The sequence below is a fragment of the Ectothiorhodospira sp. 9100 genome, from assembly GCF_022227565.1.
GTDB classification, from domain to species: domain Bacteria; phylum Pseudomonadota; class Gammaproteobacteria; order Ectothiorhodospirales; family Ectothiorhodospiraceae; genus Ectothiorhodospira; species Ectothiorhodospira marina.
In genome coordinates this window covers 104,931-131,273 of record NZ_JAJNAN010000001.1, presented here as the reverse complement: position 1 = coordinate 131,273, position 26,343 = coordinate 104,931, and the positions used below count along the sequence as shown (strand labels likewise).

At 62.7% G+C, this 26,343-nt stretch carries 27 protein-coding genes; 15 read left to right on the top strand and 12 right to left on the bottom strand.

Features of this window, described 5'->3' with window-relative positions:
• Window position 1 precedes the first annotated feature (1 nt).
• Both LPW29_RS00640 and LPW29_RS00635 read left to right on the top strand, forming a co-directional pair.
• Window positions 2-916 carry a TIGR01777 family oxidoreductase gene (locus LPW29_RS00640; RefSeq protein WP_238626394.1) on the top strand — a complete coding sequence of 305 codons (915 nt, stop codon included), beginning with the start codon at window positions 2-4 and terminating at the stop codon, window positions 914-916.
• A 70-nt stretch (window positions 917-986) separates the two neighbouring features.
• Window positions 987-1,469 (top strand): hypothetical protein, encoded by a 483-nt coding sequence (locus LPW29_RS00635; protein ID WP_238626393.1) that lies wholly within the window; start codon window positions 987-989, stop codon window positions 1,467-1,469.
• Window positions 1,470-1,565: 96 nt separating this feature from the next.
• Here the strand turns inward: LPW29_RS00635 and LPW29_RS00630 are convergent, their stop codons facing one another.
• Entirely contained in the window at window positions 1,566-2,639 is a 1,074-nt protein-coding gene (locus LPW29_RS00630; protein WP_238626392.1) for a lipoate--protein ligase, read from the bottom strand.
• A gap of 50 nt (window positions 2,640-2,689) precedes the next feature.
• The gene (locus tag LPW29_RS00625) at window positions 2,690-4,189 is read right to left on the bottom strand and encodes a fumarate hydratase (protein ID WP_238626391.1); all 1,500 of its coding nucleotides are present in this window, start codon (window positions 4,187-4,189) and stop codon (window positions 2,690-2,692) included.
• Between the two features lie 96 nt (window positions 4,190-4,285).
• Here LPW29_RS00625 and dacB point away from each other — a divergent pair, with 96 nt between their 5' ends.
• The 3 genes from dacB (at window position 4,286) to LPW29_RS00610 (ending at window position 8,372) form a co-directional block, all read left to right on the top strand.
• Complete coding sequence (gene dacB, locus LPW29_RS00620; RefSeq protein WP_238626390.1) at window positions 4,286-5,737, top strand: D-alanyl-D-alanine carboxypeptidase/D-alanyl-D-alanine endopeptidase; 1,452 nt, start codon at window positions 4,286-4,288, stop codon at window positions 5,735-5,737.
• 144 nt (window positions 5,738-5,881) lie between these two features.
• Window positions 5,882-6,166 (top strand): late competence development ComFB family protein, encoded by a 285-nt coding sequence (locus LPW29_RS00615; RefSeq protein ID WP_090253658.1) that lies wholly within the window; start codon window positions 5,882-5,884, stop codon window positions 6,164-6,166.
• Window positions 6,167-6,179: 13 nt separating this feature from the next.
• Window positions 6,180-8,372, top strand: coding sequence for a YgiQ family radical SAM protein (locus tag LPW29_RS00610; protein WP_238626389.1), 2,193 nt, complete (start codon window positions 6,180-6,182; stop codon window positions 8,370-8,372).
• Window positions 8,373-8,437: 65 nt separating this feature from the next.
• On the opposite strand, the gene LPW29_RS00605 is transcribed toward LPW29_RS00610, so the two are convergent.
• Window positions 8,438-8,623 (bottom strand): PLDc N-terminal domain-containing protein, encoded by a 186-nt coding sequence (locus LPW29_RS00605; RefSeq protein ID WP_238626388.1) that lies wholly within the window; start codon window positions 8,621-8,623, stop codon window positions 8,438-8,440.
• A 143-nt stretch (window positions 8,624-8,766) separates the two neighbouring features.
• Here LPW29_RS00605 and LPW29_RS00600 point away from each other — a divergent pair, with 143 nt between their 5' ends.
• On the top strand, window positions 8,767-8,967 hold the full coding sequence (locus LPW29_RS00600) for a tautomerase family protein (protein ID WP_025282353.1): 201 nt from the start codon (window positions 8,767-8,769) through the stop codon (window positions 8,965-8,967).
• A gap of 15 nt (window positions 8,968-8,982) precedes the next feature.
• A complete protein-coding gene (locus tag LPW29_RS00595) occupies window positions 8,983-9,192 on the top strand; it encodes a hypothetical protein (protein WP_090253652.1) in 210 nt (69 codons plus the stop codon).
• Between the two features lie 16 nt (window positions 9,193-9,208).
• On the opposite strand, the gene LPW29_RS00590 is transcribed toward LPW29_RS00595, so the two are convergent.
• Entirely contained in the window at window positions 9,209-10,003 is a 795-nt protein-coding gene (locus tag LPW29_RS00590) for a ParA family protein (protein ID WP_238626387.1), read from the bottom strand.
• A gap of 99 nt (window positions 10,004-10,102) precedes the next feature.
• Window positions 10,103-11,029, bottom strand: a complete 927-nt coding sequence (locus tag LPW29_RS00585) for a tetratricopeptide repeat protein (protein ID WP_238626386.1) — start codon at window positions 11,027-11,029, stop codon at window positions 10,103-10,105.
• An 80-nt stretch (window positions 11,030-11,109) separates the two neighbouring features.
• On the opposite strand from LPW29_RS00585, the gene LPW29_RS00580 reads away from it, so the two are divergent.
• The 7 genes from LPW29_RS00580 to ppx all read left to right on the top strand — a co-directional run bounded on the left by LPW29_RS00580 (window position 11,110) and on the right by ppx (window position 17,844).
• A complete protein-coding gene (locus LPW29_RS00580; protein WP_090253759.1) occupies window positions 11,110-11,442 on the top strand; it encodes an SMR family transporter in 333 nt (110 codons plus the stop codon).
• A gap of 111 nt (window positions 11,443-11,553) precedes the next feature.
• On the top strand, window positions 11,554-12,246 hold the full coding sequence (gene phoB / locus LPW29_RS00575) for a phosphate regulon transcriptional regulator PhoB (protein ID WP_238626385.1): 693 nt from the start codon (window positions 11,554-11,556) through the stop codon (window positions 12,244-12,246).
• Window positions 12,247-12,250: 4 nt separating this feature from the next.
• A complete protein-coding gene (gene phoR, locus LPW29_RS00570; protein WP_238626384.1) occupies window positions 12,251-13,579 on the top strand; it encodes a phosphate regulon sensor histidine kinase PhoR in 1,329 nt (442 codons plus the stop codon).
• Between the two features lie 156 nt (window positions 13,580-13,735).
• The gene (locus LPW29_RS00565; RefSeq protein ID WP_090253757.1) at window positions 13,736-14,416 is read left to right on the top strand and encodes a TIGR00153 family protein; all 681 of its coding nucleotides are present in this window, start codon (window positions 13,736-13,738) and stop codon (window positions 14,414-14,416) included.
• A gap of 38 nt (window positions 14,417-14,454) precedes the next feature.
• Window positions 14,455-15,705: an inorganic phosphate transporter gene (locus tag LPW29_RS00560; RefSeq protein ID WP_238626383.1), complete on the top strand. Its 1,251-nt coding sequence runs from the start codon at window positions 14,455-14,457 to the stop codon at window positions 15,703-15,705.
• 68 nt (window positions 15,706-15,773) lie between these two features.
• Window positions 15,774-16,319: a SixA phosphatase family protein gene (locus tag LPW29_RS00555; RefSeq protein WP_238626382.1), complete on the top strand. Its 546-nt coding sequence runs from the start codon at window positions 15,774-15,776 to the stop codon at window positions 16,317-16,319.
• A gap of 25 nt (window positions 16,320-16,344) precedes the next feature.
• A complete protein-coding gene (gene ppx, locus LPW29_RS00550; protein ID WP_238626381.1) occupies window positions 16,345-17,844 on the top strand; it encodes an exopolyphosphatase in 1,500 nt (499 codons plus the stop codon).
• A gap of 61 nt (window positions 17,845-17,905) precedes the next feature.
• On the opposite strand, the gene ppk1 is transcribed toward ppx, so the two are convergent.
• The 4 genes from ppk1 to LPW29_RS00530 form a co-directional block, all read right to left on the bottom strand.
• Window positions 17,906-19,996: a polyphosphate kinase 1 gene (gene ppk1, locus LPW29_RS00545; RefSeq protein ID WP_338018666.1), complete on the bottom strand. Its 2,091-nt coding sequence runs from the start codon at window positions 19,994-19,996 to the stop codon at window positions 17,906-17,908.
• A 69-nt stretch (window positions 19,997-20,065) separates the two neighbouring features.
• A complete protein-coding gene (gene argF, locus LPW29_RS00540) occupies window positions 20,066-20,995 on the bottom strand; it encodes an ornithine carbamoyltransferase (protein ID WP_090253634.1) in 930 nt (309 codons plus the stop codon).
• Window positions 20,996-21,004: 9 nt separating this feature from the next.
• On the bottom strand, window positions 21,005-22,183 hold the full coding sequence (locus LPW29_RS00535) for an acetylornithine transaminase (RefSeq protein WP_238626380.1): 1,179 nt from the start codon (window positions 22,181-22,183) through the stop codon (window positions 21,005-21,007).
• A 291-nt stretch (window positions 22,184-22,474) separates the two neighbouring features.
• Window positions 22,475-23,059 (bottom strand): superoxide dismutase, encoded by a 585-nt coding sequence (locus tag LPW29_RS00530; RefSeq protein ID WP_090253631.1) that lies wholly within the window; start codon window positions 23,057-23,059, stop codon window positions 22,475-22,477.
• A gap of 181 nt (window positions 23,060-23,240) precedes the next feature.
• Between LPW29_RS00530 and LPW29_RS00525 the strand changes: the two genes are divergently transcribed.
• Window positions 23,241-23,609, top strand: coding sequence for a DUF134 domain-containing protein (locus LPW29_RS00525; protein ID WP_090253629.1), 369 nt, complete (start codon window positions 23,241-23,243; stop codon window positions 23,607-23,609).
• Window positions 23,610-23,647: 38 nt separating this feature from the next.
• On the opposite strand, the gene LPW29_RS00520 is transcribed toward LPW29_RS00525, so the two are convergent.
• The 3 genes from LPW29_RS00520 to LPW29_RS00510 form a co-directional block, all read right to left on the bottom strand.
• Complete coding sequence (locus LPW29_RS00520) at window positions 23,648-24,046, bottom strand: NifB/NifX family molybdenum-iron cluster-binding protein (protein ID WP_238626379.1); 399 nt, start codon at window positions 24,044-24,046, stop codon at window positions 23,648-23,650.
• A 135-nt stretch (window positions 24,047-24,181) separates the two neighbouring features.
• Window positions 24,182-24,778, bottom strand: a complete 597-nt coding sequence (locus LPW29_RS00515; protein ID WP_090253624.1) for a cytochrome b/b6 domain-containing protein — start codon at window positions 24,776-24,778, stop codon at window positions 24,182-24,184.
• A complete protein-coding gene (locus tag LPW29_RS00510; RefSeq protein ID WP_238626378.1) occupies window positions 24,771-26,300 on the bottom strand; it encodes a tetrathionate reductase family octaheme c-type cytochrome in 1,530 nt (509 codons plus the stop codon). Before LPW29_RS00510 ends, LPW29_RS00515 begins: the two co-directional genes overlap by 8 nt.
• Window positions 26,301-26,343: the final 43 nt, after the last annotated feature.

The following is a 26,343-nucleotide window of genomic DNA, read 5'->3' as shown; positions in this document are numbered from 1 at the left end:
TATGAGAATACTCATCACCGGTGGGACCGGTTTTGTCGGTGCGCGGCTGATCGCGCGCATGCAGCCCCAGGGCCACGAGTTCGTGGTGCTGACCCGCGATGCCGCCAGTGCCCGGCGCAAGCTGGGCATGGAGACCTTCCGTATTATCGAGTGGGATACCCGCTCCCCCATTCCTCCGGATGCCTTTGAGGGTGTAGAGGCTGCCGTCAACCTGGTGGGGGAGAGCATTGCCAGCAAGCGTTGGACCCCTCAGCAGAAGAAAAGGATCATCAACTCCCGCGTGGAACCCACCCGTGCCCTGGTGGAGGGCATCAATGCGCATGCCCCTCAGTGCCGTGCCCTGGTGTCGGCTTCGGCCATTGGATATTACCCGGTGAATCGTCCGGAACCTCTGGATGAAGACAGCGAGCCCGCCGCTGGCTTCATGTCAGAGATCTGTCGGCAGTGGGAGGCAGAAGCCGAACGGGTGAATGAGTCCACGCGGCTGGTGATCGTGCGTATCGGTGTTGTTCTGGGGCGGGGCGGTGGCGTGGTTGGGCGCTTGATGCCAATCTTCAAGGCTGGCCTGGGCGGGCCCGTCTCCGATGGCTCCCAGATGATGAGCTGGATCCACGTGGATGATCTGGCAGGTATCCTCTCCCGGGCGCTCAAGGAGGACTCGATGCGGGGCGTGTATAACGCTGTGGCGCCGCACCCGGTGACCAACCGGGCATTCTCCAAGGCCTTTGCCAAGGCACTGGGCCGTCCGGCCCTCTTGCCGGCCCCGGCCTTCATGCTGCGGGCCGCCATGGGAGAGATGGCGGACGTGGTGCTGGACTCCCAAACCATTTCCGGGCGAAAGGTGCAGGAGGAGGGCGGTTACAGCTTCCTGTACCCACGCATTGAACACGCCATGAGCGAGATCGCCGAACGATGATGTCTGCTGCCACGATGCCAGCACCTGAGCAGAAGCACGGGACGATGAGCGCCGGAGGAACCCATCGGATATGGTAATTCGTCACCCCGATCCTCTGGCCATGCTGTTGCAGGCCATGCCCATGGTGGCACTGGTGGTCTATGGCACCATCTACCTGCGCCAGTTTCTGGATGGCTACCCACCTCCCTTGGCGAACCTTGCCATCCTCATCGCCCTGGCCGGCATGTCGGCTTATGCCTTGTGGCGTTTGTCGCCGTTCACTCTCTATCGGTTCCGGCATTCACCGGCTCATGTGGCCATTGAGAAACAGCGTCTTATCGGCCGCAACCCGTTGCTGGAACATGATCTGACCCGGGTGCAGCGCATCAGCATCGAGCGTTATCCCTTCAACCGAGGGTATCGCTACGTGGTCTGCATGCACCTGGGGGATGGTCGTCGCATCGTTGAAGGCATGCCGGATGCGCCGCGACCCGAGCCCATCTACGACTTTGCAGTGCGTGTGGCCCGCTTCTATGGCGTGGCCGAGGGGCCTGGGGGCCCGCCCGAGGAGTAATAAGGGGACAGGAGTAAAAGGGGACAGACCCCTTTTTGCTTTTTTGAAAAAGCAGTGAAAAAGGGGTCTGTCCCCTTTTACTCCTGTCCCCTTTGACTAGGCGCCCCGGAAGGCGGTGGTGATGGCAGTGGCGATGTCCACATGGGTGACGCCGGGGATGTCCAGTGACACGTCGGTCATGGCCTGCTGGGTGGCGCCCTGGAGTGAGCCCTGGGTGAGGGGCTGGCCCTTGAGGGCGTCGGTCAGGCGCTGCATGCCATCCTCCGGGAATACCGTGAAATCGCCGCTCAGGGACAGGTCCACGATGTGGCCGTCCTTGGCCAGCAGGCGGCTGCGGATCAGTCCGCCGGGGGCCTTGAAGGCGCCTTCAGCCAGGTGGGTGTCAGCGGAGATCTTCACGCCCCGCTCGATGAATCGTCGTCCCTTCTGATAGGTCCAATCAGGGTCCTGGAGTTCCTTTTCCTGCTCGGCAATGGATGCCTCTTCTGCTGCGCTGGCCTGGTCCATGACCGGTTCCACCCGCAGATGCACCGCCAGCTCTTCCATGAAGGTCTTGATCACCGTCTCCCGGGAGGGGGGCGTGCCCAGTTCCCGGGTGAGGGTGGTGATGTAGTCCGACATGCCAGTGCGCAGCTTGTCGCGGAATTTCTCCGAGGGGACCTTGAGGCACCGGGACATGGTGTCCACGTCAAAATCGAACATGAAACTGCCCACCATGAGGGTGGCATCCCCGATGGAGGCGGCGCCGGTACCACCGATCTTGCGGCCATCTACATGGATGTCGTTCACCGGGCGGAACACTGCCTGCACCCCCAGGCGGTGGTAGGTCTGGATCACCGGCTCGATGAAATGTTCATAGATCTCGCTGACCCGCCGTGGGGCCTTCTCGGCGGGATAGACGAAGTGGAAGAAGAGCTGGTTCTGGTCCAGATACACGGCCCCGCCGCCCACATGGCGACGGATGATCGGCAATTCATGCGCCCGGCAATAGTCCTCATCCATCTCCAGCGCCACATCCTGATGCAGGCCCACGCACACATAGGGCGACGAGGGATTCACCAGGGTGAGCACCGGGGTGTCGCCGGGTTGCATGTGGTGGGCCATGCCGTGATAGACCGCCTGGGATCGCAGGGCGGGCTGGGAGCCGAAATCGAGCACTCGAAGCTGCATGGGGTCGTGTCCTTCCGGGTTGTGAGCGGTGGGTGAGGGTATCCGGCCCATCAGGCCTGCTCGATCCGGATGCGCCACTCCTTGGGACCGGTTTCATGCACCGAGGTGCCCTGGCTGTCCACGGCCACCGTGACCGGCATGTCCTTGACCTCGAACTCGTAGATGGCCTCCATGCCCAGATCCTCAAAGGCGACCACCCGGGAGGACTTGATGGCCTTGGATACCAGGTAGGCGGCGCCGCCCACGGCCATCAGGTACACGGCCTGGTTATCGCGGATGGCCTCCACGGCGGCAGGGCCGCGCTCGGCCTTGCCCACCATACCCAAAAGCCCGGTCTGCTCCAGCATCTGGCGGGTGAACTTGTCCATGCGCGTGGCGGTGGTGGGGCCGGCCGGGCCCATGACCTCATCGCGGACCGGGTCCACGGGGCCCACGTAGTAGATGAACCGGTTGGTGAAATCCACCGGCAGCGGCTCGCCGGCATCCAGCATCTGGGTGAGGCGTTTGTGGGCGGCGTCCCGTCCGGTGAGCAGACGGCCATTGAGCAGCAGGACATCACCCGGCTGCCAGCTGGCCACCTCCTCGGGGGTGATGCTGTCCAGATCCACGCGCTTGCCCTGGCTGGGGTCGTAATCCAGTTCCGGCCAGTCTTCCAGGGAAGGCGGGGTGAGTTGTGCCGGGCCGCTGCCGTCCAGGTGGAAGTGCACATGACGGGTGGCCGCGCAGTTGGGGATCATGGCCACGGGCAGGGAGGCGGCGTGGGTGGGGTAGTCCAGGATCTTCACGTCCACCACAGTGGTCAGTCCACCCAGACCCTGGGCGCCGATCCCCAGGGCATTCACCTTCTCGTACAGTTCCAGGCGCAGTTCCTCTGCCCGGTTGGCCGGGCCGCGGGCCTGGAGTTCCTGGATGTCCACGGGGGCCATCAGCGATTCCTTGGCCATGAGCATGGCCTTCTCCGGCGTGCCCCCGATGCCCAGGCCCAAAATCCCCGGCGGGCACCAGCCGGCGCCCATGGTGGGCACGGTCTTGAGCACCCAGTCCACAATGGAGTCGGAGGGGTTGAGCATGGCCATCTTGGCCTTGTTCTCCGAGCCGCCGCCCTTGGCGGCGCAGATCACCTCCAGGTGATCGCCGGGTACCGTCTCCATGTGCACCACAGCCGGGGTGTTGTCCTTGGAGTTGCGGCGTTCACCGGCGGGATCCAGCAGCACGGAGGCGCGCAGGGTGTTGTCGGGGTCGGTATAGGCGCGGCGCACGCCCTCATCCACCATCTCCTGAACACTCATCGTCGCCTCCCAGCGCACGTTCATCCCGATCTTGAGGAACACCAGGGCAATGCCGGTGTCCTGACAGATGGGGCGATGGCCCTGGGCGCACAGGCGTGAGTTCACCAGGATCTGCGCCATGGCGTCCCTCGCCGCGGGGGACTGTTCCCGTTCGTAGGCCTGGGTGAGGGCCTGGATGTAATCCTTGGGATGGTAATAGCTGATGAACTGGAAGGCGTCGGCGATGCTCTGGATCAGGTCTTCCTGGCGGATGACGGACATGCAATGGCTCCGGCGATATGGCAATGGTTTGGAACCCGCCATCTTACTGAGTTCGCGGTCGGAGTAGAATCGTGACTGCAACAACCACTCACTTTCATGTCATTTTGGCTGCCCATGGTCTTCACGAAATACCGCTTCTTCATTCTCCTGCTGCCGCTGGTGTTGCTCCTGGCTCTGGGGTCATCAAGGGCTGTTGCCGGTCTGCCCCATGCCCTTGTCCAGGTGCTGGAGCGTCATGATGTGCCCCAGGACGCCGTCAGTCTCTGGGTGCAGTCCCCGGGGGTGTCTCCCTCGATCGCCCACCGGGTGGACGTGCCCCGTAATCCGGCTTCCACCATGAAGCTGGTGACCACCCTGGCGGCGCTGGATATCCTGGGTCCGTCGCACCGCTGGGAGACTCGGTTATACACCTTTGCCCCGGTGGAAAGCGGTGTGCTCAAGGGGGATCTTTACGTGCGGGGGGGCGGCGATCCCTTTCTCGTAAGCGAGGAGGTCTGGAAACTGGCGGGTGCGCTCAGGCGCAGCGGGATCGAGCGCATCGAAGGGGATCTGATCTTCGACCTCAGCCATTACGATGTGGTACCGGAGGATCCGGGAGATTTTGATGGCCGGCCTTTCCGGGCCTACAACCAGCCACCTCATGCCCTGCTGATGAATTTCAATGCCGTGCGTTTCGAATTCCGTCCCGGAGAGGATGGTCGTTCAGTGCAGGTGACCACCGATCCCCCCCTGTCGCACCTGCAACTGGATAACCGTCTGCGCCTTGCGGCGGGGCCCTGCGAGGGGTATCAGCGGGGCGTGGCCTATCACGTGGAGGATTCGGGGCGGGTGCGGCTGGAAGGGCGCTTTCCTCAAGGGTGCGAGGAGTACAGTCTGCTGCGCACGGCGCTGGGCCCTGAGGCGTATGCCCACAGCCTCTTCACCGAGCTGTGGGGGCAATGGGGTGGGACGCTTGAGGGATACTGGCGGACCGGTACCTTGCCGGACGAGGCGGCTGAGCCCCGGGTTGTGCACCGGTCTCCTCCCCTGGGTGACCTGATTCGTCTGATCAACAAGTACAGCAACAATGTCATGGCCAGACAGCTCAAGCTGGCCCTGGGAGTGGCGGTGTACGAGGGCCCGGCCACCGTGGACAAGGGGCATGCAGCCATCCGCGCCATGCTGGCCCGTAACGGAGTGGATACCCAGGGTCTTGAACTGGATAACGCTGCCGGGCTGTCGCGCAGTAACCGCATGACCGCCCGTCAACTGGCCCAGGTGCTGCAGGTGGGGCGCAACAGTCCCTACATGCCTGAATATCTCTCGTCTTTGGCGATTTCCGGCGAGGATGGCACGTTGCGTCGCCGCTTCGTGGATGCTCCGGGCGCCGGCGACATGCGCCTGAAGACCGGGTATCTCAATGGGGTCTCGGCGGTGGCAGGCTATATGCGCACTGCCCGGGGCGAGGAGCGCATGGTGGTGCTCATGATCAATCACCCCGGGTTGCAGCACTGGCGTGGCACTCGGATACAGGACGGAATTCTCGATTGGCTATATGCCAATGGATGAGGAGGGCAGGCATCCTGCAGTCAAACGGCTCAACTCCTGTCAGAATACAGGGGAGGAAATGCCGGCTTTTAAGGATGGATGGGCCGGAAGAGTGGATGCCTTATCGGCCACCGTGGCTTGAACGACGCTTCGAGGAGCGAACGCATGATTGGCAACATACAGAATTACTATGAGCACCTGGTCTACGACCGGATTCGTCATGAACTGCTGGAGCTGGGTGACGCCCTGGACACCACCCATATGGATGATCTGGCCTGTGTGGCCCTTAATCGCCTGCCGCCCCGGTATCTGCGCTTTTCCGTGGACCTGACCACGCGGCTGACTGACGAGGACTGGGAACTGATCAACACGCAGGTGAACGAAGCCGTGGACTATGCCATGCGCACCACCGGACGGCGTCACGAGATCCGGCTGGGCGAGGACGAGTGACGCCCGCTTGCCCATGATGCCGTTGACTGCGCCGCCCAGGCCCTTGTTCTCCTACCGACCCTACTGGGCCGCGCGCTTTGGCGTGGCCCCCTTCCTGCCCATGTCCCGTGCCGAGATGGACGAACTGGGGTGGGACAGCTGCGACGTGATCCTGGTGACCGGCGATGCCTATGTGGATCACCCCAGCTTCGGGGTGGCCATCATCGGCCGACTGCTGGAGGCCCAGGGCTTTCGGGTGGGGGTGATCGCCCAGCCCGACTGGCGCTCCGCCGACCCCTTCACGGCCCTGGGGCCCCCCAACCTGTTCTTTGGGATCACCGCGGGCAACATGGACTCCATGGTGAACCGCTACACCGCCGACCGGCGCGTGCGTCGCAATGATGCCTACAGCCCCGATGACGAGGGCGGGCGGCGTCCGGACCGGGCGGTGATCGTCTACAGTCAGCGGGTGCGCGAGGCCTATCGAGAGGTGCCCATCCTCATCGGTGGCATCGAGGCCAGCCTGCGGCGAGTGGCCCACTACGACTATTGGTCCGACAAGGTGCGCCGCTCGGTCCTGCTGGACTCCAAGGCGGATCTCCTGCTCTACGGCAATGCCGAGCGCGCCCTGGTGGATGCCGCCCACCGGATCGCTGGTGGCGAGCACCCCCGCAGTCTGCGGGACCTGCGGGGCACCGCGTTTCTCAGCGATGGCCTGCTGGATGGCTGGCAGGAACTGGACTCCACCCTCCTGGATCGGCCGGGCCCCGTGGACCGCCACCGGGACCCCTACTGCGAGGACATCCCCGAGCAGTGTGGTCCGGGTCAGGCCGTGGCCTGGCGGGCGGGCACCGGTGCGCAGGTGGTGCGGGTGCAGCGTCGGGTGGTGGCCGCTCATCCCCGTGAGAGCACCGTCATCCGCCTGCCCCAGTGGGACGCCGTCATGGAGGATCCGGCCCTGTACGCCCACGCCGCCCGCCTGCTGCACCTGGAAACCAACCCGGGCAACGCCCGCGCCCTGGTCCAGGGCCATGGCGACCGGGATCTGTGGATCAATCCGCCCCCCATCCCGCTGACCACGGCGGAACTGGATACCCTGTTCGATCTGCCCTTTGCCCGGGCTCCGCATCCCGCTTATCGGGGGACGCGCATCCCTGCCTGGGAGATGATCCGCTTCTCGGTGAACATCATGCGTGGCTGTTTCGGTGGCTGCACCTTCTGTTCCATCACCGAGCACGAGGGGCGCATCATCCAGTCCCGCTCCGAGGACTCCGTGGTCCGGGAAGTGGATGAGATTCGCGACAAGGTGGAGGGGTTCACGGGCATCATCTCCGACCTGGGTGGCCCCACTGCCAACATGTATCAACTGGGCTGCAAGGACAAGACCATCGAGGCCCGCTGCCGCCGGCTGTCCTGCGTGTATCCCCGCATCTGTTCCCACCTGAACACGGACCATGGCCCCTTGATCAGCCTGTACCGGCGGATCCGCCAGCGCCCGGGGGTGAAAAAGGTCCTGGTGGCCTCAGGGGTGCGTTATGACTTGGCAGTGCTTTCCAGGGAATATGTGAAGGAACTGGTGACCCATCACGTGGGCGGTTATCTCAAGATCGCCCCTGAGCACACCGAGAGCGGCCCGCTATCCAAGATGATGAAGCCCGGGATGGATGTCTACGAGCGCTTCAAGGCCCTGTTCGACCACTACACCCGGGAAGCAGGCAAGGAACAGTACCTGGTGCCATATTTCATAGCTGCCCACCCGGGCACCACGGACCAGGACATGCTGCATCTGGCCGTATGGCTCAAGCGCAATGGCTTTCGTCCGGACCAGGTGCAGGGCTTTCTCCCCGGCCCCATGGCCCTGGCCACCACCATGTATCACACGGGCAGAAACCCCCTCAAGCCCATTCGGCGCGAGGGGGGCGAGGTGGTCAGCAATGCCCGCGGTCTGCGCCAGCGACGGCTGCACAAGGCCTTTTTGCGATACCACGACCCGGAAAACTGGCCGCTGTTGCGCAAGGCCCTGCAGGACATGGGTCGAGCGGACCTCATCGGCAATGGCAAGCGTCACCTGGTGCCCCGCTATCAGCCGGAGGGAACGGGGCAGTCGGGGGAGGGGAGGCGTCGTGGCAGTGGTGTGACGCCCGCTCGGAAGGGCCAGCCCAAGGCCTCAGGGCGCCCTGCAGCAGGCAGGGCGCGCAGGCAGGCTGGGCGAACAAGGCGCCGGTAGGTGATGAAACTCCCTTCTCCCCCCCGGGGGGGGGAGAAGGGCTGGGGATGAGGGGGAGGGCGGCTTCAGCGCCCCGCCTTCGGCCCCAGCAGCAGCCAGAGGATGAAGCCAAGCAGCGGCAGCAGGACGATCAACACGATCCAGAGCACCTTGGTGCCCGTCCCTGCTCGGCTCTGAACCGTACTGACAATGGCCCAGATGACCGCGATGAGCAGTACAACGCCTAGCAGACCACCTACTTCAATGCCCATGATGTCACTCCTTGTTGTGTTGAAGACTGTTCGGTTTGGTACCCTCACAACATACAGGCAGAGTGCTGAGCGTGACCACCCCCTTGGCGCGCGGTAGCGGTCTCGCCCCCGTGACCATCAAGCCAACCCAGGAGTCCTGATTCATGCCCTACGTCAACATCAAGATCACCCGCGAAGGGGCCACGCCCGAACAGAAGGCCGAACTCATCCGCGGGGCGACTCAGTTGCTGGTGGATGTGCTGGACAAGAACCCCAACACCACCGTGGTGGTGATCGACGAGGTGGAGACGGACAACTGGGGCGTGGGGGGGGAGACCATCACCGTGCGCCGCCAACGGGAATAAGGGGGAAGAACGCAGATGACACGACGCAAGAAGACCGACACGGGCCTGGTGGTGATTGGTCTGCTGCTCTTGGGCGTGGGCGGCTTCGCCCTGTTTGGCGGCGAGGTCTGGATCAGTCGTCTCACGGTGGGTGAGGGGCAGGGGATCGGCGGTACGGCGGCCCTGGTGATCGGCGGGATCTTCATCGGCCTGGGGCTTTACTTCCTCAAGGAGTCCCGCAAATAGGGCCCCGATGCCCGTCTCAGGCGGGCTCTACGGCCTCGCCGTTCAGCAGTCGGTACAGGGCCACATATTCCCCGGTGAGTTTGTGATTGGGTGCCATGTGGATCAGGGGCTCTGACGCCTGATGGGACTCGCGCACCTTCACTGAGGCAGAGAGGTAGCTGCCCAGCACGGGCAGGTCTTCGTTGATGAGTTCTTCCACCACGGTCCGCGGGAGGTTGGCGTTGGACTGGAACTGATTGACGATGATGCCTTCCACCATCAGTCGCTCGTTGTGGTCTTCCTGGATCTCGCGCACGTTGTCCAGCAACTCATACAGGGCGCGCCGGGAAAAGTCATCGCAATCAAAGGGGATCAGGCATCGGTCCGCTGCAATCAGGGCGGATCGGGTAAAGAAGTTCAGGGCCGGAGGCGTGTCGATGAAGACCGCGTCGTAGCGGTCGGCAATCCCCTGCAGGGCATCGCGCAGCTTGTAGATCTTGTAACGGGATTCCAGCTTGCCCTGGAGATTCTCCAGTTCCCGGTTGGCGGGCACGATGTGCAGGGCCTCAAAGGGGGTCTGCAAGGGGATCAGGTCCACCTGCTTGCGTGACTTGAAGCTGAAGCCGCTGCCCAGCGTGCCGGCGAAGAAGTCCACCACCGTGTGTTCGCATTCGGTGAAAGCGGACCCCAGCAGGTACTGGCTGGAGTTGCCCTGGGGATCCAGGTCCACCACGAGGGTGCGCAAACCATAAGCTGCACTGATGGCCGCCAGGTTGCTGGTGATGGTGGATTTGCCCACCCCGCCTTTTTGATTGAATATGACGCGTCTCATGACCTACTCCAAGCCGGGAACCCGGGCCGCAGGTGTGCGGTAGCCTGCTAGTGTATTCAATGCAGGCGGGGCAGGTCGAGCCGGCAGGCCTGTTTTTCGTCAGTTCTCCAGCCAGGCCAGCGCCTGTTCGCGACCCGCTTCAAGCACCTCCGCATCCAGTTCATGCTGCAGCAGCTGAAGCATCTGTGTACCCACGGGATCGCCGGCTGCCGCGGACAGGCTGGCCCATTTCGCGGCCTTGACCCTACTGGCCTCCACACCGCGCCCCTGGAGATAGAGCTCGGACAGCCAGGCCTGCAGGGTGGGATGACCGGCCTGGGCTCCCTGGTGAGTAAAGTGGAAGGCCTGGTCCGGGTCGGCCTCCACATCGCCGATGCCCTCCAGATACAATCGGGCCAAAAAATACACGGCGTTGGGCTCGCCCTGTTCGTGGGCCTCGTGCAACAGGGTTTCGGCTTCCAGGGTGCGGTGCGGCTCCAGCCCGCCGGTGGCGTCGGCGATCCAGACTGAGGCCAGTGCGACCCGGGCCGGGGCGTAATCCGCCTTGATCCCACGTCGGAACCAGGCCTCGGAGGCGACCCTGTCCACGGGAATCAACTCACCATTGAGGTGCATCCAGCCCAGGTGCAGCGTATAGCGATGGGCGCCGGTCTCCACTGCTTGGGCATACCAGGCAATGGCCAGGGATGGATCGGGTTCCACGCCATGGCCGTGTTCATACAGCCAGCCCAGGTAGGCGGCCGCCTGCGGAGAACCTTGATTGGCTGCTTGCTCGAACCACAGGTGTGCCTGTGGGTAGTTGGGCGGCGTCTCCTGGAGATGAGCCTGCGCCTCGGCCTCCATTTGTGCCACGCTCATGCCATCGCCCGCCTGTTCCGACCAGGGCTTGGGGGATTCCTGTGCCCAAAGCCCCACGGGCAGGTAGAGTAGGGCGGTCAGCACCAGGCCCGCCAGCGTCTTCAAACCCGCAGCGCACAGCATGCGGTCTGCCGAACCGGGTCGGTGGATGGCTGCCTTTGTCGTCATGAATTGTTCAACCACTGTCCAGAACCATCCGTCAATGTAACTGCCCTTTGTGGCAACTGTGTGAATGTGGAGTCCCTCGAATGCCCTTTTTCCTGCTGTCCCTGGCTATTATTGCCGAAGTGGTGGGTACCACCGCCTTGAAATTCTCCGATGGCATGACACGGGTGGTGCCGTCCATCGTGGTGGTCGTGGCTTACATGGTGGCCTTCTATTTGCTGTCATTGGTGCTGCGTTACATCCCCGTGGGCGTGGCCTATGCCATCTGGGCTGGGGGCGGTATTGTGCTCATCACGCTGGTGGGATGGCTGTATCTGCGACAGGGTTTGGACGGGGCAGGCATGCTGGGTATCGGTTTGATCGTCGCGGGGGTGTTGGTACTGCAGTTGTTCTCCAAGTCGGCCAGTCTGCACTGACCCGCCGGTTGGCGCTGACATGGGATCTTCACCCGTCTGTCATCTTGTCACCATGATGTAACAAAGGTTCGCTCTAATGGCGCTCAACAAGCTGACCTTGGACCACAGTCTATGAACGAAAAGACCATCCTGGTCGTGGAAGACGAGCCGGCCATTCGTGAAATGGTCGGCTTCGCACTGACCCGTGCCGGGTTCCAGATGGACGAAGCCGGTGACGCTCACGAGGCGCATGCCCGCCTGGCGGAGCGTGTGCCGGACCTGATCGTGGTGGACTGGATGCTCCCCGGAGCCAGTGGCATCGATCTGGCCCGGCGCCTCAAGCGGGAAGACTACACCCGCGAGGTCCCCATCATCATGCTCACCGCCCGGGGCGAGGAAGACGACAAGGTCGGTGCCCTGGATGCGGGGATTGATGACTACATCACCAAACCCTTTTCGCCTCGGGAGCTGGTGGCTCGTATCAAGGCGGTGCTGCGCCGCAGTCTGCCCGAGGAGCAGGCCAAGCCCCTGAGCGTGGATGGTCTCACGCTGGACCCCGCCAGCCATCGGGTGATGGCCAATGACAAACCCCTGGAAATTGGCCCCACCGAGTTTCGTCTGCTGCATTTTTTCATGACCCATCCGGAGCGTGTTTATTCACGCTCGCAACTCCTGGATCGGGTGTGGGGTCGCAACACCTATGTGGAGGAGCGCACGGTGGATGTTCACATTCTCCGGTTGCGCAAGGCACTGAGCCCACACGGCTGTGATCGCTACGTGCAGACCGTGCGCGGCGCCGGCTACCGATTCTCCCAGCAGGGATGATGTCATGATCCGGGATCCCCACCCCTGGACATTGGAGGCCTGGCGGCTGGGTTCCGTGATGGTGGTCGGGGCCCTGGTGGGCTGGTGGTTCGGTTATTTCTTTGCCACCCTGTTCATGGCATTGCTGGGGTTCATGGGCTGGCATGTCTTCCAGTTGTGGCGGTTCCACCGCTGGGTCCGGGTGGGCAAGCGCAGCGATCCGCCGGAGGCCTCGGGTATCTGGCGTGATCTGATTCATGATCTGTACCGCCTGCATCAGCGCAGCCGCAAGCGCAAGAAGAAGATCGCCAAGCTGCTCAATCGATTCCACGAGTCCAGCGCGGCGATGCCCGATGCCACCATTATTCTGGGCAAGCGCTTCGAGATCGAATGGTTCAATGATGCCGCCGTTGACCTGCTGAGATTGCAACAGCCCCAGGATGTGGGGCGACGCATCACCCATTTGCTGCGCCATCCCCGTTTTCTGGCGTATCTGGAGGGGGGGGTGTACAACCAGCCTTTGGAAATGCCTCGCCTGCCTGACAATCAGGTGCAGCTTTCAGCGCGCATGGTGGCCTACGGAGATGGTCAGTTCCTGTTGACGGTGCGGGATGTCACCCGTCTGCATCGTCTGGAGTCAATGCGTCGTGATTTCGTTGCCAATGTCTCCCATGAACTGCGCACGCCATTGACGGTGATCACCGGCTATGTGGAAACGCTGGTGGATGACGATAGCCTGGATCCGGTTGTCCACCGCACCCTGGAGTCCATGGAATTTCAGGCCGAGCGCATGCGTCGCATCATTGACGACCTCCTTACACTCTCGCACCTGGAGACCCGTGACGATGGCGTGGCCGAGCAGACGGCAGTGCCCGTGCCCGCCCTGATCGGGGCCATTGAGGAGGATGCCCACATGCTGGTGACGGAGCGGGATTTGACGATTCGGGTGGAGGCGGATGCCGGCTTGTGGCTGCGCGGCGCCCGCAATGAGTTGCACAGCGCCTTCTCCAATCTGGTGACCAACGCCATCCGCTATACCCTCGATGGCGGCACCATCACCCTGCGCTGGTACGCCGATGACCAGGGTGCCCACTTCCAGGTGGAGGACACCGGGATCGGGATTCCCCCGGACCATATTCCCCGCCTCACCGAACGCTTCTACCGGGTGGAATCGGATCGCAGTCGCGCCCGCGGCGGCACCGGCCTGGGGCTGGCCATCGTCAAGCATGTGCTGCAACGTCACGACGCCTGCCTGCGCATTGAGAGCGTGCCCGACCAGGGCAGCACCTTCACCTGCGATTTCGGCCAGGCGCGGGTGCTTCGCAAGGTGGCTCCAGTCGCCAGCGACAACTGATCCATCGCATACCGATTGGTTTCAAAAACGGGCCCCCCCCCGATGGGCCCCTGGCGATGGGTCCTGTACCACTGATGGCGGTGTGAAGAGTCTCCCGCCCCTCTCGCCAAACATGACATTTCCGTTACAATGCCCCCTCATTCGGACCGAGCCGCCATGCCTCCCAAGAGCTATTTCTTCAATCTGTTTGGTCAATCCCCCGTGCGCCCACTGCAGCAGCATGCGGACAAGGTGCTGGCCTGCGTGGCAGAACTGCCAGCCTTCATGGAGGCTGCCATGGCGGAGGACTGGGAGCGGGCACGGGAGCAGCGCGACCGGATCGCCAGTCTTGAGCACGAGGCGGATCTGCTCAAGAAGGATCTACGCATGCACCTGCCCAAGGGGCTGATGCTCGCCATGTCGCGCAGGGACGTGCTCGAAACCCTCACGGTGCAGGACCGCATCGCCAATACCACCAAGGACATTGCCGGCCTGATCCTGGGCCGCAGTATGACGTTTCCAAGTGACATGCATCCGGGGCTGCGGGATTTTCTGGCCCGCGGTGTGGACGCCGTGGAACAGGCCGATCGGGCCGTGCACGAACTGGAAGACCTGGTGGAGGCGGGCTTCCGCGGCCACGAGGTGGAGGTCATGGAGGCCCTCCTCAAGGAACTGGACACCATCGAACACGACACCGATCGGATACAGATCCGCGTGCGTGCCGGGCTGTTCGCCATGGAAAAGTCCCTGCACCCGGTGGACGTCATGTTCATGTACCGGATCATCGACGAGATCGGTGAACTGGCCAATCTGGCACAGCGGGTGGGAAGCCGCCTGCAACTGATGCTGGCCCACTAAACCGAAGTCCATTCGACTGGCCTTGAACTGAGTATTCTATGGAATATGCAGCGCTTTTCATCGCCCTTGCTTGCGTGTTTGGGTTCTTCATGGCCTGGGGGGTGGGGGCCAATGACGTAGCCAATGCCATGGGGACCTCGGTAGGCTCCCGGGCACTGACCATCAAGCAGGCGGTGTTTGTTGCCGCCATATTCGAGTTTGCTGGGGCCTGGCTGGCAGGCGGGGAGGTGACCCAGACCATCCGCAGCGGCATGCTGGAAACCGGGCTGCTTGAGGGCTCGCCGGAAGTGTTGGTGTACGGGATGCTGGCCTCGCTACTCGCGGCGGGCACCTGGCTCCTGGTGGCCTCATTCTTCGGTTGGCCCGTGTCCACCACCCATTCCATTGTGGGTGCCATTGTGGGCTTTGCCATCGTGGCTCTGGGCATGGAGGCGGTGCAGTGGGACCGGGTGGGAACCATCGCCATGAGTTGGGTGGTCTCGCCAGCCCTGGCGGGGGTGATCTCCTTTGCGCTGTTCCGCAGTGTTCAGCTCCTCATCCTGGATACTCAGGATCCTTTGGTCAATGCCAGGCGATTCGTGCCCTTCTATATGTTCCTGGCGGCTTTCTTCACGGCCCTGATCACCTTGCTCAAGGGGCTGAAGCACATGGGGCTGGAATTCTCCATGCTGGAGAGTTATGTGCTCGCCGCCGCCATTGGCCTCCTGGTCACGGCCCTGGGGGTGGTGGCCATCCGCCGCCTGCACTTCGAGAAGGTCTCGGATAGGGAATTTCATTTCACCAACGTGGAAAAGGTGTTCGGGGTGCTCATGGTGGTGACCGCCTGTGCCATGGCCTTCGCCCACGGATCCAATGACGTAGCCAATGCAGTCGGACCGCTGGCTGCAGTGGTCAGCGTCTCCCAGTCTGGCGAGGTGAACGCTCATACCCCGATGCCCATGTGGATCCTTCTGCTGGGTGGGGCCGGCATTGTACTGGGCCTGGTCACCTATGGTCACAAGGTGATTGCCACGGTGGGGCGCAATATCACCCAGCTGACCCCCAGCCGAGGCTTTGCTGCCACCCTGGCGGCCGCCATGACGGTGGTGCTGGCCTCTGGTACCGGGTTACCCATCTCCACCACCCATACCCTCGTGGGCGCCATCCTGGGCGTGGGCCTGGCCCGGGGGATCGCCGCCATCAACCTGGACGTGGTGCGGACCGTGTTCATGTCCTGGATCATTACCCTGCCGGCCGGGGCCTTGCTCTCCATCATCTTCTTCCTGATCATTCGCGCCAGCTTCAGTTGAATGCGGTGCGCCGTCTGTCATGGGCATGAAACACGATTGCGACAAGATGGCGGTTTTGAGTGGTCCGGGTGGGCCAGCACCTGGGGGAGATGGAGCAGGCGATGGACAACGATCTCAAACTCATCCTGTTACGCCATGCTCAGGCCGGTGACGCCGCCGAATTCGCCTGCAGTGGTCAGCCCGACAACCTGCGCCCACTCACCGATCAGGGTGTGACCCGCATGCGCGAGGCGGTCCAGGGGCTGGCCACGTTGCTTAGTGGACCCATGAACCTGGTGTCCAGTCCCTATGTCCGTGCCCGCCAGACCGCGGAGATTCTCGCCGAGATTCTGCCTACGGGTCCGATCCGCACCTGTGATCAACTGGTGCCCGAGGCGCATCCCAGCGCGCTGGTGGGTGGCCTGTTTCAGGAGCAGCCCGAAGGCCTGCTGATACTCGTGGGGCATGAGCCACACCTGTCCCGTCTTGCCGGATGGCTGATGTCCGGACGGCCTGACTCCCTTGTAAGGATGAAAAAAGGCGGGGCCTGTGCGCTGCAACTCAGTGGCCCCCCCCGGGCGGGTTGTGCCATGCTGCACTGGCTGCTCACCCAGCGTCAGTTGCGTCGGCTCTGACCCCCTCATCACCCGGGTTTCTTTCATGTTTCGACGTCGCCAACCTTTTGACACCATCGCTGCTGTGGACCTGGGGTCCAACAGTTTTCACATGATTGTGGCGCGGATACGCGACGGCCAGGTCCATGTGCTCGATCGCCTGCGTGAGACCGTGCGCCTGGCCAGCGGCCTGGACAACCGGGGCAATATCAGTCCCGAGGCCATTGAGCGGGGGCTGGCCTGCCTGGAGCGTTTCGGTCAACGGGTGCGTGAATTGCCCTTGGGCAGTGTGCGTGCGGTGGGCACCAACACCCTGCGCAAGGCCAGGGATGCAGGCGACTTTCAGGAACGTGCTCGCGCGGCCCTGGGGCATCCCATCGAGATCATTGGTGGGCGCGAGGAGGCGCGTCTGATTTACCTGGGTGTGGCCCACTCCCTGGCGGATGATGGAGGCCGGCGCCTGGTGGTGGATATCGGCGGAGGCAGTACCGAACTCATCATCGGTGAGCGCTTCGAACCCATTCACATGGAGAGCCTGCACATGGGGTGTGTGAGCATGGGTCGCTGGTACTTCCCCAACGGCGAGATCAAGGACACCGCCTGGCGCGCAGCCGAGATTGCCGCCCGGCTGGAGTTGCAGCCTATTGAGGGCCAGTACAAGGGCGTGGGCTGGCAGGAATCCCTGGGGGCCTCTGGCACGTTGCTGGCCGTGGCCAAAATCCTGCGTGAACAGGGCTGGTGTGACAACGGCATTTCCCTGGCGGGCTTGCGGCAATTGCGTGATGCCTTGTTGAAGGCAGGGCATGTGGATCGTGTTGATCTCAAGGGCTTGAGCGAGGATCGGCGCCCGGTGTTGCCGGGCGGTGTCGTGGTGCTGGTATCCATTTTCGAGGCCCTGGAAATCGAGCGCATGCGGGTATCGGATGGCGCGCTGCGTGAAGGGCTGGTCTATGATCTGCTAGGCCGTAACGGTCACGAGGATGTGCGTGGCCGCACCATCGACAGTTTGATGAAGCGTTTTCAGGTGGATGAGGCGCATGCCCTTCGGGTAGAGCACACCAGCCTGCAGTTGGTGGAGCACGTGGGAGAGGGCTGGCAGCTGTCTCAGGATAACGCCGAGAGCCTCGCCTGGGCGGCCCGCCTGCATGAGGTGGGCCTGAGCATCTCCCATAGCCAGTACCACAAGCATGGAGCCTATCTGGTGGAAAACGCTGACCTGGACGGTTTCACTCTGCAGGGGCAGCAGCGCATGGCCCTGCTGGTGCGTGCCCACCGCCGCAAGTTTCCCGCCAAGTTGTTCGACGCGCTGCCAGATCGTGAAGGCCGCGTGCTGCAGCGGTTGGCGGTGCTACTGCGTGTGGCCGCGCTCCTGCACCGGGCCCGCACGGAGATTCAGGTGCCCATCGAGGAGATCCGGGTCAAGGAGCGCAGTCTCAAGTTACGTCTGGCCGAGGGCTGGCTGGACGAACACCCCCTCACCCGGGCGGATCTGGAGCGGGAGGCCGAGTATCTGCGCAATGCGCGGTTCAAGCTCAAGTATGAGTAGACTGGCCCGCCGCCTTAACACGAAAGAAGCCAGATTCACCCCCCCCCTTGATGCATGAGAGTCAGGGTCCGGTGAGCAGCTCCAGCAATTCCTGCTGGGCCGAGCGGGGTTTCTGGCTGCTGGTGGGCTTCAGGCGCTGGTAGCTGCCGTCGCTCTGCAGCAGCCAGGTCTGGGTGTTGTCGGCCACATAGGCCAGCAGGGACTCATTCAGCACCCGCTCGCGAAGATCCGGGTGGTCCACCGGAAAGGCAGTCTCCACTCGGCGGAAGAAGTTGCGCTGCATCCAGTCGGCACTGGAGAGGAAGACTTCTGGGGTGTTGCCGTTCTTGAAATAGAACACCCGGGAGTGTTCCAGAAAACGCCCCATCACGGAACGCACCTGGATATTCTCCGAGACACCAGGGACCCCGGGGCGCAGAGCGCAAATGCCTCGAACCACCAGATCGATCTTCACGCCCGCCTGGGAGGCCCGATACAGGGCCTGGATGAGGCGAGGTTCAATCAGGGAGTTCATCCGGGCAATGATGCGCCCACCCCGGTTGGCCCTGGCATGGTCGATCTCTCGGTCGATGCGTTCGATCATGGCCGCATGCAGGGTGAAGGGAGATTGCAGCAGCTTGCGCAGCTTGGAGACCTTGCCCAGGCCCGTGAGCTGCTGGAAGATCTTGTGTACATCCTCGCCCACCACCTTATCGGCGGTCAGCAGGCCCAGGTCGGTATAGGCACGGGCGGTGCCGGCATGGTAGTTGCCGGTGCCCAGATGCACGTATCGCTTGATCTGGCCCTTTTCCCGACGCACCACCATGAGCAGCTTGGCGTGGGTCTTGTACCCCACGACGCCATAGGTGACATGAGCGCCAGCATCCTGAAGGCGGTTGGCCAGCTGAATATTGGCCTCTTCGTCAAAGCGGGCACGGAGTTCGATCACCACGGTCACTTCCTTGCCTGCCTGGGCTGCTTCTACCAGGATATCCACCAATTGGGAACGCACACCCGTGCGGTACAGGGTCTGCTTGATGGCCAGTACATCCGGGTCGCGGGCAGCCTGGCGGATGAACTCCACCACCGGCACGAAGGACTGGTAAGGATGATGCAGCAGGACATCGCCGCGGCGGATGGTGTGGAAGATGTCCGAAGCGGAGGTGAGCGAGGGGGGCAGGGCAGGCACGAAGGGCGGAAATTTCAGATCCGGACGATCCACCAGTTCGTGCACGGCCATGAGCCGGTTCAGGTTGACCAGTCCATTCACCTGATACAGGTCTTCCCGGCCCAGCTTGAATTGGCGCAGCAGGAAGTCGGCCACCTTGTCGGGACAGTTATCGGCCACTTCCAGACGCACGGCCTCGCCATAATTGCGTTGGGGCAGTTCCCCTTCCAGGGCCATGAGCAGGTCGTCGATCTCCTCCTCGTGAACAAAGAGATCGGAGTTGCGGGTCAGGCGGAACTGATAACAGCCCGTCACCTTCATGCCCTGGAACAGCTCGCCCACATGGGCATGCAGGATGGAGGACAGAAAGACAAAATCATGGTCTCCCTTGGCCAGTTCCCGGGGCAGGCGGGCCAGGCGGGGCAGGGAACGCGGTGCCTGCACGACGGCCATGCGGCTCTCGCGTCCGAAGGCATCCTTGCCCTCCAGGGTGACGATGAAGTTCAGGCTCTTGTTGAGAATGCGCGGGAAGGGGTGGGCCGGGTCCAGTCCCAGGGGGGAGAGTACCGGCAACAGATCCATGTTGAAGAATTCCTTGACCCAGGCAGCCTGTTCCGGCGTCCACTGGGTGCGCCGTACAAAGCGGATGTTGGCCTGGGCCAGCGCAGGAATCAGGATGTCGTTGAGGGTGCTGTACTGGTCATCCACCAACGCGTGGGCGCTCTGGCCGACCCGGGCGAGTTGCTCGGCGGCACTCAGGCCGTCAGGGCCCGGGTTGTTCACGCCCAGGGCGAGTTGCTGCTTGAGCCCGGCTACACGGATCTCGAAAAATTCATCGAGGTTGGTGGAGGAAATGCACAGATAGCGCAGCCGCTCCAGCAGGGGCATGTTCTCCTGCTTGGCCAGCTCCAGAACCCGCTGATTAAAGCCCAGGAGGCTCAACTCGCGGTTGAGGTAGAGTTCCGGGTTGGTCAGGTCAATATCGTTCATCAGTTGTCCAGTCACCTGCTGTTGGCCGGCACACTAGCCCATGTATGTTAACGTTCCATGACAGGGGTACGGACGCCTGAATGCTCAGGACTCCGGCAAGCGCTGCGTGTCCCAGGCCAGCAGGAACTCCAGCAGCGCCTTCTGGGCATGAAGCCGGTTTTCCGCCTCGTCCCAGACCACGCTTTGCGGCCCTTCCAGCACTTCGGTGCTCACTTCTTCCTCCCGGTGTGCCGGCAGGCAGTGCATGAAGAGGGCATCCGGAGCGGCACGCGCCATGAGCTCGCTGGTGACGACGTAATCGCCAAAGGCGCGCCGCCGGGCTGACTGTTCCTGTTCCTGCCCCATGCTCGCCCACACGTCGGTGACGATGAGGTGCGCCCCGTCAGCGGCCTCCATGGGGTCGCGCACCATGTGCACTGAGCGTCCACCCGAGGCCAGGATCAGCGGATCCGGGTCGTAACCCTCGGGACAGGTGATGCGCAATTCGAATCCCAGGCGTTCGGCGGCGTGGATGTAACTGTGGCACATGTTGTTGCCATCGCCCACCCAGACCACGGTGCGCCCGGCGATGTCGCCGCGCAACTCGAACCAGGTCTGCATGTCCGCCAGCAATTGACAGGGATGTTCCAGGTCGGTGAGGCCGTTGATCACCGGCACTCGGGAGTAGGCGGCAAAGCGCTCCACCTTTTCATGCTCAAAGGTGCGGATCATCACCGCGTCCACCATGCGCGACAGTACCCGGGCCGAGTCCTCGATGGGCTCGCCCCGGCCCAGCTGCGTGTCCTTGGGGGACAGGAACAGGGCATGCCCACCCAGTTGCTGCATGCCCACCTCAAAGGACACCCGGGTACGTGTGGAGGACTTCTCGAAGATCATGGCCAGGGTCTTGCCAGCCAGGGAGGCATGGGGCGTCCCTTCGCGCTGCTGCACCTTCATCTGCATGGCGCGCTGGATCAGGTGACGCAATTCCTCGGTGGACAGGTCCAGCAGGGACAGGAAATGACGAACAGCCATGGGTACTCCTCAGGCGGCCTGGGCCGCGAATCGTTCCACCAGCGTGGCGACGGTATCGATGATTTCATCGGCCTGGGCCTGGTCAATGATCAGGGGGGGCAGCAGGCGGATCACGCGCTCGGCGGTGACGTTGATCAGCAGGCCGGCGGCCAGCGCCTGACCCACCAGTTCAGCGCAGGGCCGGTCCAGTTCAATGCCGATCATCAGACCCTTGCCGCGAATCTGGCGTACCGCTGGGTGCCCGCCCAAGCGCGTAGCGAATCCTGCCATCAGGTACTCACCCATGCGCCTTGCCTGCTCGGGCAGGTCCTGCTGTTCCAGGGTGTCGAGGACTGCCAGCGCGGCAGCACAGACCAGGGGATTGCCGCCGAAGGTGGTACCGTGCGTGCCGGCGGTGAATAAGCCCGTGGCCAGCCCGGCCACCAGGGTGGCGCCGATGGGCACGCCGTTACCCAGGCCCTTGGCGAGACTGAGGACATCCGGCGTGATGTCTTCATGCTGATAGGCGAACAGCTGCCCCGTGCGGCCGATCCCTGCCTGAATCTCGTCCAGCATGAGCAGCCATCCGGTCTGGTTACATAGTTCCCGCAGGCCCTTGAGGTAGTCGGCGGGTGGGATCCGGATGCCGCCCTCCCCGGTGATGGGTTCCACCAGCACAGCCACCACATCCGGATGGTCACTCAGGGCCTGAACCGCTTCCAGATCGCCATGGGGGACACGGACAAAACCTTCCACCAGCGGGGCAAACCCCTTTTGAATGGCGGTATTCCCGGTGGCGGTGAGGGTGGCCAGGGTACGACCGTGAAAACTCCCCTCCATGACCACCACGGTGGGTCGCTTGATGCCCTTGCGGTGACCGTGCAGACGCGCCAGCTTGAGGGCCGCTTCGTTGGCCTCGGCCCCGGAGTTGCAGAAAAACGCCTGCTGCATCCCCGCGGCCTGGGTCAGCCGTTCGGCCAGGCGGGTCTGCAGGGGGATCTCATAGAGGTTGGAGGTATGCACCAGCGTGCGTGCCTGCTCACAAAGGGCCTTGGCCACCGCCGGATGGGCATGGCCCAGCCCGCACACGGCGATGCCCGAGAGGGCGTCCAGATAGCGGCGCCCCTGGCTGTCCCACAGCCACGCGCCTTCACCGCGCTCAAAGGCCACCGGTTGGCGCTTGTAATTCTGCACCAGCGCATCTGACATTGAGTGACTCCCCTCCATAAACGAAAAAAGGCAGCTCGTGGCTGCCGGCTTGCCTCGCGCTCCATGCGCCGGATCATTGTGATGGAACGATCGGCGGTTCCCTACCCTTGGTCGGAATCATACGATGCCCGGGGCCTGCACGCAAAGTCATTGGCCATCAACGTGCCCACCGCCCTCCAGGGGGCGAGGGGGAGGGAAAGGGGTTGCATGGCGGATAGAGCCCCTCTCCCCGAGGGGGAGAGGGGTTGGGGTGAGGGGGAAGGGCGGCAGGTAGCGGGCTATGCCCTGTGCTTACCCGAAATTCTCCGCCACAAAATCCCAGTTCACCACATTGAAGAAGTTTTCAATGTACTTGGGCCGGGCATTGCGCACGTCGATGTAGTAGGCGTGCTCCCATACATCCATGGTCAGCAGGGGCGTCATGCTGCCATCGGTCAGCGGGGTCTGGGCATTGCTGGTGTTGACGATTTCCACCTGGCCGCTGGGATTCTTGACCAGCCAAGTCCAGCCGGAACCGAAGTTGCCGGCACCTGAAGCGGCGAATTTTTCCTTGAATTCCGCAAACGAACCAAACGCCTGATGAATGGCGTCCGCCAGGGCGCCGGTGGGTTCGCCGCCCCCATTGGGGCTCAGGCAGTTGAAGTAGAAGGTGTGGTTCCATACCTGGGCAGCGTTGTTGAATATCCCGCCGGCCGGGGCCTTTTTGATGATGTCCTCCAAGGGCAGGTTTTCGAACTCAGTCCCCGCGATCAGCTTGTTGAGGTTTGTTACATAGGTGGCGTGGTGCTTGTCGTGGTGATACTCCAGCGTCTCGGCGGAGATGTGGGGTTCCAGAGCCTGCTTGTCGTAAGGCAGGGGAGGCAGTTCGTGGTTCATGGCTCGTCTCCTTGCTGGCCGCGGCGATCGCGACGTTTAAATTCTGGACTCAGTCTAAGAGATGATCGGCGCTATTGGAATAGCTTCATTGGCGACAGCCCCGGATGATGCTTCCGGAAATGCGTTTTGGCAATGAACTCGTGATAGTCTCACGCCTTCCATCATTGCTTCCAGAATACCCATGCCCCGACCCCGCGGTCCACGCAAGATCAGTTGCAGCCCCCACTCCATGTATTTCAAGCCAGCCGGTGTCCCCCTGCGGGAGCTGGAAGAGTCGGTACTGGAAATGGAGGAAGTGGAGGCCTTGAGGCTGGCCGATCTGGAGGGGCAGTATCAGGAAGAGGCCGCCCGTTCCATGGGCGTATCGCGAACCACGTTCTCGCGCATCCTCGACTCCGGCAGGCGCAAGGTGGCGGATGCCGTACTCAGGGGCAAGGCAATCCGCATCTCGAATGGGCTGCCCGAGCAGGACGCGCCGGAGCTCCCTTGCAAGGTGCTCGGGAGATGCCCCATGTGTGATCAGCCGTTGGAAACCACGGAGACGGGCTGAGGAAGGGCGATCGTAAGCGCCCGATTGCCTGGTTCAAATCAACCGTGGTGATGGTGGTGGTGGTGGTGGTGGTGATGATGGGTATGGTGAGGATCCTCCTCCGCTTCGGGCAGGGTATCCCCCTGGAGCAGGGCCTGGGCTGCCTGTTGAGGGTCCGTGGCACTGGTGACATGCACCGTCACGCCCTGGCGTGCGAGCCGCTGCAGGAATCGGGGCCCCGCACTTTGGGTGATCAGGGCTGAGGGGCGGGCTTGAAACAAGGGATGTTCAGCGTCGAGCCCCTGATATTCGTGCAATGAAAGCTCCCGGGGCAGATCCAGTCGCCCGGTTTCCACCGCCTGACCCTCTGCATTCCCTTCAAAGATGAGAAACCGCCTGGATTTTCCGGCATGGCCGGTGATGGTGCGGAAATTCTGACTGCTGATGACGATGCGCATGGGGTGGCCTGCTGTGATGTAATTGGCTGCATTATGAACATATGTGCTTTACCAGGGCAAGGGATGAGTCAACGCCAAGCCCCTGGCTGTGCCCGGCTCGGCAAAACCGAGCCGAGTCCAGGCTCATCCTGGTGTTCAGTGCTCGTTTTCCCAGCCAGTGATCATCGCCTTGATCTTCTCCAGCGGGGTATGGCCCACCGTGGCCAGGTAGACGTGAATGATCACGAAGGCCAGCATCAGGAAGGCTCCAAGGGTGTGCGCTACCGCCACCTGTTGTAATCCAAGAAAGCCCGGCGTAAGACCCTGCAGGCTGCCCCAGAATAGGTAGATCAGCCCGGAGATCCAGATCAGGGGATTGATCAGCAACTTGATGACCAGGTAAGCAAGCCGTTGTAACGGGTTGTGTTTGCGCTCCACCGTGATCTTGTAAGGGTGCTTGGCGCCGGTGAACATGCCGTAGCTGTAATAACGCACCATGCGGTCGATATTGCGCAGCGTGGGGATGTAGTGCTTCCACTGCCCGGTGGTGAAATGCCAGAAGATGGCGAAGATCCACAGCCCGATCAGCAGCCAGGCAGCGATCTCATGTACCTCCACCGCTGCTTGAAACTCCAGCAGACTGTGGCTGCCGTGGATCGCCAGGCCAGAAAACATCAGTATCAGCACCAATGCTGCCTGTGACCAGTGCCAGAAACGCTCAAAACGGGTGAAGAGATAGATCCGCTTAGTCATGGGTGGCCCCTTTTCTGCGCTTGCGGGTGATCAGGCGAGTACCGGCGTGAGCGGCTGACCCCAGCAGCATCAGTCCGGCCAGGCCAAATCCGATACGATCCACCCAGGGATTGCTATCGCGGCCGGGCAGCCAGATGCCAGGGACTTCATCGAGGCGACCACCGGGACGGTGGCAGTCGGCGCAGGCGAGGGCATCCTCCGCCGGTGCCACCATGTGAGTGATGGGCCAGGTCATGCGGGTGTCGACGAAGTCGAATTGGCCGCTGAAAGGTCGGTCGGTGGCGGCCATGCCGGCCTGGATGGCCTTGGCGAAGTCAAAGTTGAACCACAGGGATGTGTCGTTGGGGATGCCCACCTGCATGACCACCAGATTGCCGTTTTCCGTATCGTAGGGTTGGCGACCGCTGAAATTCTTCACGGGCCAGATGCGTGCGTCGGCCGAACCCGGTGTGCCGCGGAAGCGGTTGACATAGAACGTCTCACCCGGTGTCACCGTGGCGTCGGGCTGGATGTAATCCACGCTGCCGTCAAACCACTGGTAATCAGGTACCACATTCTCCTGGGGTTCAAAGCGGCCCTTGCGGCTGTCATACGTGAGGTGACCCTGATCGTTTTTCAGCTTGAAGGGATTGCCGTCGGCATCCAGCTGCGTGGCTTGCGACCAGTCCCAGGCCATTCGCGTGGGAACGCCACCACGGGCAAATGTCGGGATATGGCAGGTCTGGCAGGCCAGGGTATGGGCGTGATGGTTGAGACGTTCACTGTGCAGGAGGTCCCCGTCGTGAGGTTGCTCACCATGGCAGGCCTGACAGGACGCCGGGTTCCGATCGTCCTTGCGGCCCCGCATGATGGGCCCGTGGGCGTCACTGGCGGTCATGGACAAGCGGCTGCCGGGCACCTTGTGATCCCGGGTTTCGTGGCACTCGGCACAACTGAAGTTCAGCCCGTCGCTGGCCATGTGCACGTCCAGTGCTTCGCTGGGGTCCACCAGAGAAGAATCCAGGTCGCCGTGCTTCACGCCATCGCCGCCGCCCCCATAAAAGTGGCAACTGCCGCAGGCTTCACGACTGCTGACCCCCACGCTCCTGGCGGCGGCAACCAGGTCCGTGGGTTCATAGAACTTGCCTGAATCGGGCGGGTACTCGGTGCGCTCGTAGGCCGGGTGGCCGGCCAGGCCAAAGGGTTTGACGTAGTCTTCCGCCGAATGACAGACAAGGCAGTCCACGTTGCGTTCGGCGGTGAAGTCGAAGCTGTCATCCTCCCAGCCATAGCCGGCATGGCAGGCGGCGCAGAAGGCCTCGTTGGATTGATGACCGATGCAGAAGGCGTTGAGCATGGTCTTCTTGCCCAGTGGCTCGCCCTTGACCGGATCCTCGTATTCCCATGTCCAGTGCGGGGTTTGCATGAGTTGGACGGCCGCCTCGGTGTGGCAACTCAGGCAGGCCTCGGTGACCTCCTGTCCCGTCTCGAAGGGCCCCTCCAGTTCTTCGAACTTGGTGTGATCGGCCGTCGAGGCCGACAAGGGGGATGTCACCACCCCCCCCAAAAAACCCAATGCAACGACC

Coding starts and splice junctions, on each gene's coding strand:
- LPW29_RS00640 (WP_238626394.1), top strand. CDS start 2: ATGAGAATACTCATCACCGGTGGGACCGGTTTTGTCGGTGCGCGGCTG.
- LPW29_RS00635 (WP_238626393.1), top strand. CDS start 987: ATGGTAATTCGTCACCCCGATCCTCTGGCCATGCTGTTGCAGGCCATG.
- LPW29_RS00630 (WP_238626392.1), bottom strand. CDS start 2,639: ATGCAGCTTCGAGTGCTCGATTTCGGCTCCCAGCCCGCCCTGCGATCC.
- LPW29_RS00625 (WP_238626391.1), bottom strand. CDS start 4,189: ATGTCCGTCATCCGCCAGGAAGACCTGATCCAGAGCATCGCCGACGCC.
- dacB (WP_238626390.1), top strand. CDS start 4,286: ATGTCATTTTGGCTGCCCATGGTCTTCACGAAATACCGCTTCTTCATT.
- LPW29_RS00615 (WP_090253658.1), top strand. CDS start 5,882: ATGATTGGCAACATACAGAATTACTATGAGCACCTGGTCTACGACCGG.
- LPW29_RS00610 (WP_238626389.1), top strand. CDS start 6,180: ATGATGCCGTTGACTGCGCCGCCCAGGCCCTTGTTCTCCTACCGACCC.
- LPW29_RS00605 (WP_238626388.1), bottom strand. CDS start 8,623: ATGGGCATTGAAGTAGGTGGTCTGCTAGGCGTTGTACTGCTCATCGCG.
- LPW29_RS00600 (WP_025282353.1), top strand. CDS start 8,767: ATGCCCTACGTCAACATCAAGATCACCCGCGAAGGGGCCACGCCCGAA.
- LPW29_RS00595 (WP_090253652.1), top strand. CDS start 8,983: ATGACACGACGCAAGAAGACCGACACGGGCCTGGTGGTGATTGGTCTG.
- LPW29_RS00590 (WP_238626387.1), bottom strand. CDS start 10,003: ATGAGACGCGTCATATTCAATCAAAAAGGCGGGGTGGGCAAATCCACC.
- LPW29_RS00585 (WP_238626386.1), bottom strand. CDS start 11,029: ATGACGACAAAGGCAGCCATCCACCGACCCGGTTCGGCAGACCGCATG.
- LPW29_RS00580 (WP_090253759.1), top strand. CDS start 11,110: ATGCCCTTTTTCCTGCTGTCCCTGGCTATTATTGCCGAAGTGGTGGGT.
- phoB (WP_238626385.1), top strand. CDS start 11,554: ATGAACGAAAAGACCATCCTGGTCGTGGAAGACGAGCCGGCCATTCGT.
- phoR (WP_238626384.1), top strand. CDS start 12,251: ATGATCCGGGATCCCCACCCCTGGACATTGGAGGCCTGGCGGCTGGGT.
- LPW29_RS00565 (WP_090253757.1), top strand. CDS start 13,736: ATGCCTCCCAAGAGCTATTTCTTCAATCTGTTTGGTCAATCCCCCGTG.
- LPW29_RS00560 (WP_238626383.1), top strand. CDS start 14,455: ATGGAATATGCAGCGCTTTTCATCGCCCTTGCTTGCGTGTTTGGGTTC.
- ppx (WP_238626381.1), top strand. CDS start 16,345: ATGTTTCGACGTCGCCAACCTTTTGACACCATCGCTGCTGTGGACCTG.
- argF (WP_090253634.1), bottom strand. CDS start 20,995: ATGGCTGTTCGTCATTTCCTGTCCCTGCTGGACCTGTCCACCGAGGAA.
- LPW29_RS00535 (WP_238626380.1), bottom strand. CDS start 22,183: ATGTCAGATGCGCTGGTGCAGAATTACAAGCGCCAACCGGTGGCCTTT.
- LPW29_RS00530 (WP_090253631.1), bottom strand. CDS start 23,059: ATGAACCACGAACTGCCTCCCCTGCCTTACGACAAGCAGGCTCTGGAA.
- LPW29_RS00525 (WP_090253629.1), top strand. CDS start 23,241: ATGCCCCGACCCCGCGGTCCACGCAAGATCAGTTGCAGCCCCCACTCC.
- LPW29_RS00520 (WP_238626379.1), bottom strand. CDS start 24,046: ATGCGCATCGTCATCAGCAGTCAGAATTTCCGCACCATCACCGGCCAT.
- LPW29_RS00515 (WP_090253624.1), bottom strand. CDS start 24,778: ATGACTAAGCGGATCTATCTCTTCACCCGTTTTGAGCGTTTCTGGCAC.